The sequence below is a fragment of the Rheinheimera sp. genome, assembly GCF_036782235.1.
GTDB lineage: Bacteria > Pseudomonadota > Gammaproteobacteria > Enterobacterales > Alteromonadaceae > Pararheinheimera.
The window spans coordinates 11,447-24,539 of sequence record NZ_DAIPZL010000020.1; the positions used below are offsets into that span (position 1 = coordinate 11,447).

The 13,093-nt window shown below is 48.3% G+C and carries 10 protein-coding genes; 3 read left to right on the top strand and 7 right to left on the bottom strand.

What is annotated here, in order from left to right:
• Nucleotides 1-208 precede the first annotated feature (208 nt).
• The gene (locus V7P87_RS15590; protein WP_333798258.1) at nucleotides 209-2,827 is read right to left on the bottom strand and encodes a TonB-dependent receptor plug domain-containing protein; all 2,619 of its coding nucleotides are present in this window, start codon (nucleotides 2,825-2,827) and stop codon (nucleotides 209-211) included.
• 298 nt (nucleotides 2,828-3,125) lie between these two features.
• Here V7P87_RS15590 and V7P87_RS15595 point away from each other — a divergent pair, with 298 nt between their 5' ends.
• Complete coding sequence (locus V7P87_RS15595; protein WP_333798259.1) at nucleotides 3,126-5,354, top strand: S9 family peptidase; 2,229 nt, start codon at nucleotides 3,126-3,128, stop codon at nucleotides 5,352-5,354.
• A gap of 87 nt (nucleotides 5,355-5,441) precedes the next feature.
• Here V7P87_RS15595 and V7P87_RS15600 read toward each other — a convergent pair whose 3' ends face one another.
• Both V7P87_RS15600 and V7P87_RS15605 read right to left on the bottom strand, forming a co-directional pair.
• The gene (locus V7P87_RS15600) at nucleotides 5,442-6,425 is read right to left on the bottom strand and encodes a 2-hydroxyacid dehydrogenase (RefSeq protein ID WP_333798260.1); all 984 of its coding nucleotides are present in this window, start codon (nucleotides 6,423-6,425) and stop codon (nucleotides 5,442-5,444) included.
• Between the two features lie 60 nt (nucleotides 6,426-6,485).
• Nucleotides 6,486-6,986: a glutathione peroxidase gene (locus V7P87_RS15605; RefSeq protein ID WP_333798261.1), complete on the bottom strand. Its 501-nt coding sequence runs from the start codon at nucleotides 6,984-6,986 to the stop codon at nucleotides 6,486-6,488.
• Nucleotides 6,987-7,072: 86 nt separating this feature from the next.
• On the opposite strand from V7P87_RS15605, the gene V7P87_RS15610 reads away from it, so the two are divergent.
• Both V7P87_RS15610 and V7P87_RS15615 read left to right on the top strand, forming a co-directional pair.
• Complete coding sequence (locus V7P87_RS15610; protein WP_333798262.1) at nucleotides 7,073-7,972, top strand: NAD(P)-dependent oxidoreductase; 900 nt, start codon at nucleotides 7,073-7,075, stop codon at nucleotides 7,970-7,972.
• Nucleotides 7,973-8,171: 199 nt separating this feature from the next.
• Nucleotides 8,172-8,669, top strand: a complete 498-nt coding sequence (locus V7P87_RS15615; protein ID WP_333798263.1) for a hypothetical protein — start codon at nucleotides 8,172-8,174, stop codon at nucleotides 8,667-8,669.
• 77 nt (nucleotides 8,670-8,746) lie between these two features.
• Here V7P87_RS15615 and V7P87_RS15620 read toward each other — a convergent pair whose 3' ends face one another.
• From V7P87_RS15620 to V7P87_RS15635, 4 genes are read right to left on the bottom strand one after another with little or no spacing between them, the layout of a single operon-like run.
• Nucleotides 8,747-9,406, bottom strand: a complete 660-nt coding sequence (locus V7P87_RS15620) for a CoA transferase subunit B (RefSeq protein WP_333798264.1) — start codon at nucleotides 9,404-9,406, stop codon at nucleotides 8,747-8,749.
• An 11-nt stretch (nucleotides 9,407-9,417) separates the two neighbouring features.
• Nucleotides 9,418-10,119 carry a CoA transferase subunit A gene (locus tag V7P87_RS15625; RefSeq protein WP_333798265.1) on the bottom strand — a complete coding sequence of 234 codons (702 nt, stop codon included), beginning with the start codon at nucleotides 10,117-10,119 and terminating at the stop codon, nucleotides 9,418-9,420.
• Between the two features lie 56 nt (nucleotides 10,120-10,175).
• A complete protein-coding gene (locus V7P87_RS15630) occupies nucleotides 10,176-11,114 on the bottom strand; it encodes a hydroxymethylglutaryl-CoA lyase (protein WP_333798266.1) in 939 nt (312 codons plus the stop codon).
• A 1-nt stretch (nucleotide 11,115) separates the two neighbouring features.
• On the bottom strand, nucleotides 11,116-13,092 hold the full coding sequence (locus V7P87_RS15635) for an acetyl/propionyl/methylcrotonyl-CoA carboxylase subunit alpha (protein WP_333798267.1): 1,977 nt from the start codon (nucleotides 13,090-13,092) through the stop codon (nucleotides 11,116-11,118).
• Nucleotide 13,093 lies beyond the last annotated feature (1 nt).

Sequence of the window (13,093 nt, forward strand, 5' to 3'; positions counted from 1 at the left end):
AGCAAAGCTTAAAGCTGACTCTGTGCTCAACGGCTATTGTGCTGAAGTGCGGAGGTGGTGAGGTAGTTGTGCAGCTGCCGCCGGCCAGGCACTGGAAAAAAGACAATGGCAGAACGATGTGTGACATGACAGGTAAAAAAACACCCGAAGTAACACTTCGGGTGTTTTGGTGAAACAAACCGGTTAATAAAAGCCGGTTGTCAGATCATCAGAAGTTGTAAGTTAAGCGGGCGTAATAGAAACCGCCGTTAAAACCCATCACCGTTGTGGTTGGGTATTTGGCACCCAATACTTCGGCCCAGCGGTTTTCATCCGGTACTTCATCAAACAGGTTATTGGCACCGATAGCGATGTTGTAGTTGTCGCTAAAGCTATAATTCAGTTCAATATCCACTGTTTTTTCTGCACCTAAGAACAGTGGTAAACCGTCATCTTCCACCCTTAAGGCACCAGAGTCAGCATGGTCTTCAAAATAAGAGCCATAGTGATTTAACCGGATAAATCCACCAATTTCGCCCCAGTTCTGGCTAATGGTAAAGCTGCCACGAACTTTTGGTAAACCATCTTCAATCTGTTTGATTTTGGCTTCATTGATATTACGCAGCACCACAGGGTTGCCATCGTCATCTACACCAGGTCTTTCGGTGATGCGATCCACTTCCGTTTTGTTGTAGTTCAGAGCCAGGGCAAAAGTGGTGCGACCGCCCATTAAATCGGCGCTGTAGTTGGCAACAAAATCAACACCCTGCGTTGTGGTATCAAAGTCATTGGTGAAGTATTTGACACCGGCAAAGCTGGTTGCATCGGCCACACCCAGATTTAACAAGGCCTGAATATCGGCAGGAGTTAAGGTCTGGGATGAAGATTGACTAATACGGTCTTCCACTTCAATACGGTAGTAGTCTAGGGTGGCATAAAAACCGTCCACTTCCACCACAGTACCAAATGAATAGTTAGTTGACTCTTCAGGCGTTAACGCCTTACCACCTTTGAGCACAGAAATTGGATGGGTTGGCGGTAGGGTGGCATTATCAACCAGACCTTGGCCTGCGGCAAAAGACGTGGTGACGTTACGAACCATCGACTGACCGATAGTCGGAGCCCTGAAACCTGTGCTGACTGCACCACGCAGCGCCATTTCATCAGTTGCCTGGAAACGACCTGTTAATTTAGCGTTGGTGGTAGTGCCAAAATCTTCATAGTTTTCATAACGCAGCGCAAAATCTGAGCGGAAGCGGTCAGAGAACTCAGCACCAAATTCAGTATAAGCGGCGTAGTTATAACGGTTAAAAGAACCGGCATCGTCCGGCTTAAAGCCAGGGAAACCGTTTGAACCTATACCAAAACCTTGTGATGCCAATGGACCTACTTCAAAAGAGTTTTTATCACCGGCATAAATTTCAAAGGTATCAATACGGTATTCCAGACCACCAGCGACAGCCAGCGGGTAAGGCAGGGCATCCACTTCGATCAGTTTATTCATATCGTAGTTGATGGCTTGTTCCTGCTGTACATACTTACCTGCGTTAAAGTCGCGTGGCGTCCGTGGACCCATCGACGCGTTGATGGTGTTTTTTATATAAAACTCCACTTCGCTGCGGCCATAGCTGGTGCTTAAATCAAAGAACCAGCCGTTGTCCATTTCGCCTTTCAGACCACCAGCCAGGGCGCCATCAGTGACGATACCACCAAACTTCGGTGTAAAACCGCCTGGCAGCATAGAGAAGAAAGTGAAACAGTGCGACGGCAGTGCTTTTACTTTAGCAGTTACCTGGCTGTAGTTCAGACCCTCGATGTCAACATTGCTGCATGCGCCTTTGCTGGCGTCCAGATTGCCGACCAATAAAGACTTACCGCCGTCATTGGAATAGACACCACCGCGGGTTTGTGGGTTACGGAAATAAAAACCGCCTTCCACATTACGCTGAGCTACGTTACCAAAGGCATAAAACTCTTTGTTTTTCGCGACTTCTAAACCAATGTTACCAAAGACTTTAAAGTCACGTTTAAATTCAGGTGAACCCCAGACCTGGGCCGGATCCGCAATTTGTGTGTTGCCTTTTGCAGCTAAACCTGCTGCATCACCGCGTTGCACTGAACGGCTGGTTGGATCAGATTGTTTAAATTCAGTACTGAAGTTGGCAAAACCATTGTCGGTGAAAGGTAAACCAATATTGGCGGACACCTGACGTAAATCGCCGTCACCGTCATAATGCTGACCGGTTTTCAGTTCTACCGCACCACCTTCGCTGGCATCTTTTAACCGGAAGTTAATTACACCGGCAATAGCATCAGAACCATATTGAGCCGCAGCACCATCACGCAGAATCTCTACCTGCTTTAATGCAATAGATGGAATAACTGAAATATCAGGGCCTTGTGAACCGTCTGACAAACCACTGCCTAAGAAGGTAATAACGGCAGAGCGGTGGCGGCGTTTGCCGTTGACCAAAACCAGGGTGCTGTCTGGTGGTAAACCACGAAGGTTGGCCGGGCGGACTAAAGTAGAAGCATCGTTGATAGGTTGGGTGTTTACGTTGAAGGAGGGAACTGCGGAACTCATCAGGGTCATCATGTCACTTGGGCCGGCTTTCACAAACTCGTCGGCACTGATGACATCTACAGGGACTGCGGAATCCCCGACCGAGCGTGGCGCGCCCCGGGAGCCGACTACCACGATCTTTTCTACGTCCTCATTCTTTTGCGCTTCTGCTGTGTCCTGAGCTAATGCTGCAAAGCTGGTACCACTTAACATCAACAGGGCACTACCGGTCAGCGCAAACTTAATTCCCGCCGCAAGCGGCTGAAGTTTTGTCTTGTTTTTCATAATTATGCCTTTTAATCCTGGATCGTTTTATACGGCTCGTTTTATTTGTGTGAGCTCGTGAACTAACTTATGGCAATTTTGTCCGTTTGTCCAACCTGTAAAATGGCCGAGTTATCTCAAAACTGTTGCAGAATATTTATAGATTGGTGTTTTGGGTTTGGGTATTTTCGCGCCGATGAAGGCTTGCAGCGATGTTTTTAGCGTTTGAACCGCTTTATTAAGAGACTGGACGGATTTGATTGAAAAAAATAATCCGCTGGCGTTAGATAGAAGTCCTTCATTGTTTTCAGGATTTTTTATGAACCCTTCTTTGACCACTGGTCTGACCCTGGTTGCAGCTGCAACTTTATCCTGTACCGTCAGCGCCAAACAACTTGAGCTTCCAGCCTTGTTTGCCGATCCTGCGTTAAGCGGTCCGGTGCCAAAGTCACTGAGTTATTCACCGGACGGTAGCAGGGTGACTTATCTTAAAGGTAAAAGCTCGGATGCCAACCGGCTGGATTTATGGCAATACCAGCTCAAAAGCCGTAAACACAGCCTGCTGGTGGATTCCGATACCTTATTTAGTGGTCCGGAAGAATTGTCCGATGAAGAAAAAGCCAGAAGGGAGCGTCTGCGATTATTTGCCAGTGGCATCGTCAGTTACAGCTGGTCGAAAGATGGTAAAGCCTTGTTATTCCCGCTAAACGGGGATTTGTATTATTACGATCTGGCAAAAAATAAAGCCCGTAAACTGACAGACACCAAAGAATTTGAAACCGACGCCCAAATCAGTCCAAAAGGGCGTTATGTTTCTTTTGTGCGTGAACAAAATATTTATGTACTGGATTTAACCAGTGGCAAAGAGCAACAACTGACCACTGATGGCAAAGGTACCGTAAAAAACGGTATGGCGGAGTTTGTTGCGCAGGAAGAAATGGCACGGATGACAGGGTACTGGTGGGCGCCGGATGACAGTAAAATAGCTTTTACCCAGTTTGATGACGCCGCTGTGCCGGAGGTACTGCGTAATGAAATTTATGCCAATGAAATCAAACTCTATAACCAGCGTTATCCTTATGCCGGTGCCAATAACGTCAATATAAAACTTGGGGTTGTTGCGCTGAAGTCAGCAGCGGTGCAGTGGCTGGATCTGGGGGCGGAAAAAGATTTTTATTTACCCAGAGTACAATGGACACAAAATCCAAATCAGCTGACCTATCAGTGGCAAAACCGGGATCAGCAAAAGCTCGAGCTCAGGCTGGTGGATTTAACCAGTGCACAACAACAGGTGCTGCTGAGTGAACAAAGCAACACCTGGCTGAATTTGCATGACGACCTGTACTTTTTCAAAGACAAACAACGTTTTATCTGGGCATCCGAGCGGGATGGCTTTAAACACCTGTATTTATATCAATTTGATGGCAAAACACCGCAGCAGCTGACATCAGGCCAGTGGGTGGTCAATAAAATTGAGTCTGTTGATGAAAAAAATAACCTGCTTTATTTTACCGGCCGCAAAGACACAGTGCTGGAAAACCACTTATACCGTTTAAACCTGACGAATCAACAGATTGACCGGTTGACCACGGCGGGTGCCAGTCACGCTGTAGTGGTAGCCAAAGATGGCAGTGGTTTCCTCGATAGTTATTCAGCGGTCAATAGTCTGCCTAAGGTGCAGCTCAATGATAACACCGGCAAAACGCTGACGGTGCTGGAAGCCAATGAACTGAATGCTGCACATCCGTTAACGCCCTACTGGCCTGAACTGGTGCAGCCGCGTTTTGGTACCTTAACGGCCAAAGATGGCCAAACCTTGCATTACCGTGTGTTTGAGCCAAAAAATCTGGATCACAACAAAAAACATCCGGTTATTGTGAGTGTGTATGGTGGGCCTGGCGCGCAACGTGTTACGAATAGCTGGAGTGGCAAAGACTTATATTTCCACTACATGGCGCAGCGTGGTTATATCATCTTCCAGCTCGATAACAGAGGCTCGGAAAACCGCGGTAAAAAGTTTGAAGACCCAATTTATAAACAACTGGGTGTGGTCGAAGTTGAAGATCAGATCACAGGTGTCGAATATTTACGCACTTTGCCTTATGTCGACAGCAGCAGAATAGGGGTCTATGGCCATAGTTATGGTGGTTATATGGCTATTATGGCGATGTTTAAGGCCGGTGATTATTTTGCAGCCGGTGTGTCGGGTGCGCCTGTCACCGACTGGACTTTATATGACACACACTACACCGAGCGTTATTTAGGTCATCCGGCGCAAAATGCCCAAGGTTATCAGGCGAGTTCAGTTTTCCCATACAGTGATGGGTTAAAAGGTGATCTCCTGATTTATCATGGTATGGCCGATGACAACGTCTTATTCAGCAACAGCACCAAACTGTTTTCTGATTTACAGACAAAAGGTAAGAACTTTGACATGATGACCTATCCGGGCAGTAAACACGCCATGTTTGGTCAGCAGGTTCAAACCCATTTACATCAGACGATCACCAACTTTTTTGACCGCACTTTGTTAAACCGCGGCAAATAATTCCCCGGACCATGGTGGTGTAGTAAAAATAAAAACGGTCAGCATGCTGACCGTTTTTTTATGCAAAATGACTGTTCAAGACAACGACTACAATTCATTACCTGTATATTGCTGACGGGAGAACGCCAACAGGTTATTGATGGTGGTCTGGCTGATTTGGGCCATGGCTTCTTTGGTAAAAAACGCCTGATGACCAGTGATCAGCACATTGGGGAAGGTTAATAAGCGCTGGAACACTTCATCAGCGATGACCTGATCAGACAGGTCTTTAAAAAATAAATCTGCTTCCTGCTCATAGACATCCAGACCAAGATAACCAATTTTTCCTGATTTCAGTGCCTGGATCACCGCTTTGGTGTTGATCAAAGCACCGCGGCTGGTGTTGATCAACATCACTCCTGTTTTCATCTGACTAAGTGCATCTTCATTGATCAGATGCTGGCTATCAGGGGTTAAAGGGCAATGCAGGCTGATAATGTCACTTTGCTGATAAAGTTCGCCAAGGCTGACATAACGGGCGCCAAGCTGTTGTAATTCCTGACTTTCGATAGGGTCAACACAGAGCAGCTCACAGCCAAAACCACGTAAAATACGGGCTGTTGCAAGGCCAATACGACCAGTGCCAATTAAACCCACGGTTTTTTGATAGAGGTTAAAACCGAGCAGGCCATTTAAATCAAAGTTATTGTCGCGTGTTCTGTTATAGGCTTTATGAAACTTCCGGCTTAAACAGAGCATCATACCAACTGTATGTTCAGCCACGGCCTGAGGTGAATAAGCCGGCACGCGCATCACCCGGATACCGAGTTTTTTTGCTGTTGCAAGGTCAACATTATTAAAGCCGGCGCAGCGCAGCGCTACAGCAAAAATACCAAGCTCAGCGAGCTTTTGCAGTACTGTTGCCGATAAATCATCGTTGACAAAAGCACAGACAGCGTCGCTGCCATCAGCAGCTGCAACGCTTAATAAATCCAGTTTTTGCGGCAAAAATTGCCAGCTGATATGGTCCGTGCTGTGCTGACGAAGTGCCAGTTCATCATAAGGCTGGCTGCTAAATACGGTAACTTTCATCCTGATCTCCATGGCGCAATTTGACTCAGTTTATCAGGGGATGATGCTGTTTTATAAGCGCTATTTTGACGGTGGTAATAACGCCAGCTCTTCCAAAATAGCGTCGATAAACTGCCCTGGTTTGGTTCTTGGTGCATAACGTTTTACCACCACACCGTCTTTGTTTACCAGAAACTTAGTGAAGTTCCATTTAATAGCGCGGGTTTTTAACAATCCTCTGGCCTGATCTTTCAGGTATTCAAACAAGGGTTCGGCTTCCGGGCCATTCACATTAATTTTCGCCAGCACCGGAAAACTGACGCCGTAATTGAGCTGACAAAACTGCTGAATAGCCTGATCTGACGCCGGCTCCTGACCGCCAAACTGATTACAGGGAAAAGCCAGCACCACTAAACCCTGATCTTTAAACTGCTGGTGTAAGGCTTCCAGTTCCAAATACTGCGGCGTAAATCCACACTGGCTGGCGGTATTAACAATCAGCAGCACTTTGTCGCGAAACTGGCTGAGATCGATCATCTCGCCTGCTGCTGTCTTTACTTTAAACTGGTGCACATTAGCCATGAGTTCTCCTGTCGCGGGCATTTTTGCTATTTGTATCATAACTTTGTAAGCTAAAGTTCAGTGTGTCACAGAATTAAGACAGTTATATGGCAATTGCAGCAAAAGAGTTCAGACTGGCCTTTATTGGCCTTGGTGTGATGGGATTTCCGATGGCTGGCCACCTGCAGCAAAAAGGCTATCAGGTGACAGTCTATAACCGAAGTGCCGACAAAGCAGCGGCCTGGGTAGCGCAGTATGGCGGTAACAGTGCTGCAACACCGGCGCTGGCAGCCAGGCAGGCCGACATGGTGATGCTCTGTGTTGGCAATGATGACGATGTACGCTCCGTGGTGTACGGCGACAATGGCGTGTTGTCTGGTATGAAATCCGGTGCTTTATTGATTGACCACACCACCGCATCAGCTGATTTAGCCCGCGAACTGGCTGAAGTATGCAAAACAAAAAATATTGGGTTTCTTGATGCACCTGTGTCCGGTGGTCAGGCCGGGGCGCAAAATGGTCAACTGACTATTATGGTGGGTGGCGAAGCTGTACACTTTTCTAAAGCTGAAACCGTGCTGCAAAGTTATGCCAAAAGCTGTCGTTTATTAGGCGCTGCCGGAGCCGGCCAACTGGCAAAAATGGTTAATCAGATTTGTATTGCCGGTGTGGTGCAGGGCTTGTCTGAAGCCCTGCATTTTGCCACTCAGGCCGGGCTTGATGTGAAGTCGGTACTGGATGTGATTTCAAAAGGGGCGGCGCAATCCTGGCAAATGGAAAACCGCGGTTACACTATGGTGGATGGGCAATTTAACTTTGGTTTTGCTGTGGACTGGATGCGTAAAGATCTTGGTATCACACTGCAGGAAGCCAGACGCAATGGCGCTCAATTGCCACTGACGGCGCTGGTTGATCAGTTTTATGCTGATGTACAGGCCCAGGGCGGGGGGCGTTTTGATACCTCAAGTCTTATTACCCGCTTTAAATCATCTGCCAAGGCCACGTAAGTGGCCTTTTTTCTGCTCGTTGTGTGTGAGGCATGCTTTGATAACGCCCGTGAATGTTGTTTCCATCGTCGCTAAATAAGGAAAAATGTATATTTAATACGCGGTTAACTTTTTGTGTAAAAATATCTGCTATTTTTCCGGGCGATTTTGCGCCGTCGTGATACAATTTTGTAACTTTATGTGTTTATGTTGTGAAATGATGAATTTTATTGATATAGGCTGGCAGCTGTATCTGATTTTATTCAGCCTGCTGGTCGGGCTCCCAGCCATGATTGGCTTTATTTTGTATCGCCTGGATCCACGTTGGTTAAAACCTTTGTTGTGGTCTGTGCCTGCCTGTGCTTCGTTATTCTTGTGGTCGGCCTGGTGGTTAACCCGTAACTCTGTTGAAATTGTCGACAACAGCATGTTGCTGCAGGCTGGTTTTTATCAGGCGACTGTGACGGACCTGTCATTACCCCAGAGTGTCATTGATGTGATACCAAAAGATGAACTCGGGCAGTACCGGCCTGATGTAGCCATTAATGGCATCAATCTGCCGGATTACCAAGTGGGTTGGTATTTGCTGGCCAATGGCAAAATGGCTTTTGTGATGCTGATTGGCAACCCGGCTGAAATTACCTTAGTGAGCACACCAAGCACTACAGCGTTGGTGGGAGGCAATATTCATCAGCGTGATTTAGTGGCAGCACAATAGCTCCACGGCATAATCAAAAAGCCCGCATTGCGGGCTTTTTGATTGCTGATAGACCGTGATCCTGGCCGGAACAGACGTTAGGCAAACACCATCTCAGGCACTTCACCTTTAATCACTAATTTACCGGCGGTTTTCTGCTGAATTTCTTCAACGCTGACACCCGGAGCCCGCTCCAGTAAGTGGAAAGCGCCGTCTTTGACTTCCAGCACAGCTAAGTCTGTGACGATCTTTTTCACACAGCCAACACCGGTCAGCGGCAGGGTACAGGCGTCCAGTAACTTGGAGGCACCGTATTTATCGGCGTGGGTCATAGTCACCACAATATTCTGCGCGCCAGCCACTAAATCCATAGCGCCGCCCATACCTTTGACCAGTTTGCCTGGGATCATCCAGCTGGCGATATTGCCGTTCTGGTCCACTTCAAAAGCACCTAATACCGTTAAATCCACATGGCCACCGCGGATCATGGCAAAACTTTCAGCTGAACTGAAAATCGCCGCGCCTTTGATCGCAGTGACTGTTTCTTTACCAGCGTTGATCATATCAGCGTCAATCTCTGCTTCAGTCGGGTAAGGGCCCATTCCCAATAAACCGTTTTCTGATTGCAACATCACTTCAATGCCAGCCGGTACGTAGTTGGCCACTAAAGTTGGAATACCAATACCTAAATTTACGTAATAACCGTCTTTGAGCTCTTGCGCCACACGCATTGCTACCTGTTCACGGGATAATGCCATTTTTCTGCTCCTTAACCTTGGCGAACCATACGACGTTCAATGCGTTTTTCGAATTTGGCCTGGATCACCCTTTGCACATAAATGCCTGGGGTGTGAATTTGTGAAGGCTCAAGCTCGCCTGGTTCCACAATTTCTTCAACTTCAGCGACAGTAATTTTGCCGGCTGTGGCCACCATAGGGTTAAAGTTCATCGCCGTGTGGCGGAAGACTAAATTGCCGTAACGGTCGGCTTTCCAGGCGCGCACAATGGCAAAATCGCCGGTAATAGAAGGCTCTAACACGTAGTTGCGGCCATTAATTTCGCGGGTTTCTTTACCTTCAGCCACTGGTGTGCCGTAGCCTGTTGCGGTAAAAAAGGCCGGTATACCAGCACCACCGGCGCGGATTTTTTCTGCCAGTGTGCCTTGTGGCGTCAGTTCTACTTCTAACTCACCGCTTAACAGTTGTTTTTCAAATAAAGCGTTTTCGCCAACATAAGAAGCCACCATTTTTTTAATCTGACGGTCTTCCAGCAAAACACCCAAACCAAAACCGTCGACACCACAGTTATTGGAAACAACAGTTAAATCGCGGGTGCCCATTTTTTTGATTTGGGCGATTAAACCTTCCGGAATGCCACAAAGGCCAAAACCACCGGCAATAATGGTCATACCATTTTCCAGGCCTGCCATTGCTTCGTCGTAGCTATGTACAACTTTGTTAAACCCTGCCATTTGAAGTCCTCTTCATTTTTATATGCTGTAGTGCCGCTGTGTTGCGAAAACGCGGCTTAATTCTGCTGACATTTGGCTTTAAGCGCCAATCCTACTTTAGAACTAGGTGTTTTCCCCAAGGCTTCTGCAATAGCCCAGCCCGCACGGGCGAGCGTATTTAAATCAACGCCATGGGTTATGCCAAGGCCGCTTAGTAAATACACCACATCTTCAGTGGCAACATTGCCTGACGCGCCGGCGGCATAAGGGCAACCGCCCAGGCCAGCGACTGCACTGTCGACCACCGCCACACCACGGCTTAGCGCTGCGTAAATATTTGTTAACGCCTGGCCATAAGTGTCGTGAAAATGCACGGCAATTTTGTCCACTGGCACCACTTCAAGCACTGCATCGAGCATCAACAGCACTTTGGCCGGTGTACCCACACCTATGGTGTCGCCCAAAGATATTTCATAACAGCCCATGTCCAGTAACGCTTTGGCCACCCGGGCAACATCGGCTGGCGCGACGTCGCCCTGATACGGGCAACCCACCACACAAGAAACATAACCACGCACGCGCACACCATCCGCTTTGGCAGCAGCAACGACGGGCTCAAAACGCGCCAGGCTTTCGCTGATAGAGCAGTTGATGTTTTTCTGGCTAAAAGCTTCAGAAGCGGCACCAAAAATGGCCACTTCGTCCGCACCTGCCGCTTTAGCCGCCTGATAACCCTGTAAGTTGGGGGTCAGCGCCGTGTAAGTGACGCCGTTTTTACGGTTAATTCCAGCAAATACCGCGGCCGAGTCGGCCATTTGTGGCACCCACCTGGGGCTGACAAAAGAGCCGGTTTCAATGGTGGTTAAACCGGCATCGGCCAGTGTATTGACCAGCGCTATTTTGGCAGCAAGGGGCACAGCCACTTCGTTTTGCAAACCGTCACGTGGGCCAACTTCAACAATGCGTACTTGTTTTGGCAAATTTAATGGCAGGCTCTCGTTCGTGAATTGAGTCATGTTAAGCCTCCGTTTTGGCGGCAAAATCCACCAGCTCGGCACCATCTTTGACTAAGTCACCGGCGGCATAAAAGAGTGCATTCACCACACCTGCAGCCGGCGCTTTAATGGCATACTCCATTTTCATGGCTTCCATTACCAGCAGCGTCTGACCAGCTTCCACTTCCTGACCGGTGCTCACCAGCACAGCGACCACAGTGCCATTCATTGGCGCTTTTAAGCTGCCGGCACTTTCGTCGTTTGTGGCCACTTCTACTGTGGTTTTGTAATCAAAATCAAAACGTTGTTGTTTGATAAAGACAGAGACAGTGTCGCTATACTGACTGACCCGCACCTTACATTGATGGCCGCTGATATTGGCCATCAACTCGTCCTGTTGCAGCTGGGCTTTAATGGTTAAACATAAATCGCCCACACAGACCACAAAGGTATCAGAGGATTGGGTGATTTGCACAGTCTTGGCGGTTTCATCCAGAGTCAGCACAAAACTGACGCTGGCATTTTCGTTCATGCGCCAGCCAAAGGCCGACTGCCATGGTGAGCTGGTTGTGCCTGCCGGCTGCTGTTTTAACAATAAATACAAAGCGGCCAGAATCAGCGCCTGGGTAGGCTCCTGCTGCTCAGGGGCAAGCAACACTTTTTGATGATGTTCAATAAAATGGGTGTCGAGTTCGGCTTTGGCAAAAGCCGGATGTTCTACCAGACGGGTTAAAAAGTTTAAGTTGGTTTTGACCCCGGCAATACGGTAATCGTCCAGTGCACGGCGCATACGGGCGATAGCACGGTCACGGCTTTCATCCCAGACAATGAGTTTGGCGATCATCGGATCGTAAAAAGGCGACACTTCGTCGTTTTCTACTACACCAGTGTCAATACGCACATGGCGGTTGGCGTCCGGCTGACGTAAATAGGTCAGTTTACCAGTAGCTGGCAGGAAGTTATTGTCCGGATCTTCAGCATACACCCGCACTTCAATGGCATGACCATCCAGCGGAATTTCGTCTTGTGTCAGTGGCAGCGGCTGATTGCTGGCCACCAATAACTGCCATTTGACTAAATCCTGACCTGTGATCATTTCGGTGACCGGATGCTCCACCTGTAACCGGGTGTTCATTTCCATAAAATAGAAAGAGCCATCTTCGTCAAACAGGAATTCCACGGTACCGGCACCGGCGTAACCTATGGCCTGCGCCGCTTTAACCGCGGCTTCGCCCATTGCTTTACGCTGCGCTGCGGTAAAGTTGGGTGCCGGCGCTTCTTCAATGACTTTTTGATGGCGGCGCTGAATAGAGCAGTCGCGTTCATGTAAATACACTGCGTTGCCGAAGTTGTCGGCAAACACCTGAATTTCCACGTGCCTTGGTTTGGTCAGATACCTTTCCATCAGGATTTTGTCGTTGCCAAAACCATTTAAGGCTTCACGTTTGGCACTTTGCAGCTGCTCGAGAAACTCGGATTTTTGCCACACCACCTTCATGCCTTTGCCACCGCCGCCATAAGCGGCTTTAAGCAGCAGCGGGTAACCCACCTTGTCGGCTTCCAAAGCTAAAAAGGCTTCATCCTGGTTGTCACCATGGTAACCCGGTACCAGCGGCACACCGGCTTTACTCATAATTTCTTTGGCGGCACTTTTACTGCCCATAGCAGCAATAGCAGGCACTGGCGGGCCAATAAAAACTACACCGGCTTTGGCGCAGGCCTCAGCAAATTCTTCATTTTCTGATAAAAAGCCATAACCAGGGTGAACGGCCTGGGCGCCGGATTTTTGGGCTATGTCGAGAATTTTGTCAGCGCGTAAATAAGATTCTTTGCTTGGCGCCGGGCCCAATAAATAAGCTTCGTCGGCCATTTGTACATGGCGGGCGTTGGCGTCCGCTTCCGAATACACAGCCACACAACGAATACCGAGCTGATGTGCGGTTTTAATCACTCGACAGGCAATTTCGCCGCGGTTGGCTATTAAAATTTTCTGAAACATA

What these genes read in the sequence shown, in the direction of transcription:
- V7P87_RS15610 (WP_333798262.1), top strand. Translation starts at nt 7,073, where the DNA reads ATGGCAATTGCAGCAAAAGAGTTCAGACTGGCCTTTATTGGCCTTGGT.
- V7P87_RS15625 (WP_333798265.1), bottom strand. Translation starts at nt 10,119, where the DNA reads ATGGCAGGGTTTAACAAAGTTGTACATAGCTACGACGAAGCAATGGCA.
- V7P87_RS15605 (WP_333798261.1), bottom strand. Translation starts at nt 6,986, where the DNA reads ATGGCTAATGTGCACCAGTTTAAAGTAAAGACAGCAGCAGGCGAGATG.
- V7P87_RS15615 (WP_333798263.1), top strand. Translation starts at nt 8,172, where the DNA reads ATGAATTTTATTGATATAGGCTGGCAGCTGTATCTGATTTTATTCAGC.
- V7P87_RS15635 (WP_333798267.1), bottom strand. Translation starts at nt 13,092, where the DNA reads ATGTTTCAGAAAATTTTAATAGCCAACCGCGGCGAAATTGCCTGTCGA.
- V7P87_RS15595 (WP_333798259.1), top strand. Translation starts at nt 3,126, where the DNA reads ATGAACCCTTCTTTGACCACTGGTCTGACCCTGGTTGCAGCTGCAACT.
- V7P87_RS15600 (WP_333798260.1), bottom strand. Translation starts at nt 6,425, where the DNA reads ATGAAAGTTACCGTATTTAGCAGCCAGCCTTATGATGAACTGGCACTT.
- V7P87_RS15630 (WP_333798266.1), bottom strand. Translation starts at nt 11,114, where the DNA reads ATGACTCAATTCACGAACGAGAGCCTGCCATTAAATTTGCCAAAACAA.
- V7P87_RS15620 (WP_333798264.1), bottom strand. Translation starts at nt 9,406, where the DNA reads ATGGCATTATCCCGTGAACAGGTAGCAATGCGTGTGGCGCAAGAGCTC.
- V7P87_RS15590 (WP_333798258.1), bottom strand. Translation starts at nt 2,827, where the DNA reads ATGAAAAACAAGACAAAACTTCAGCCGCTTGCGGCGGGAATTAAGTTT.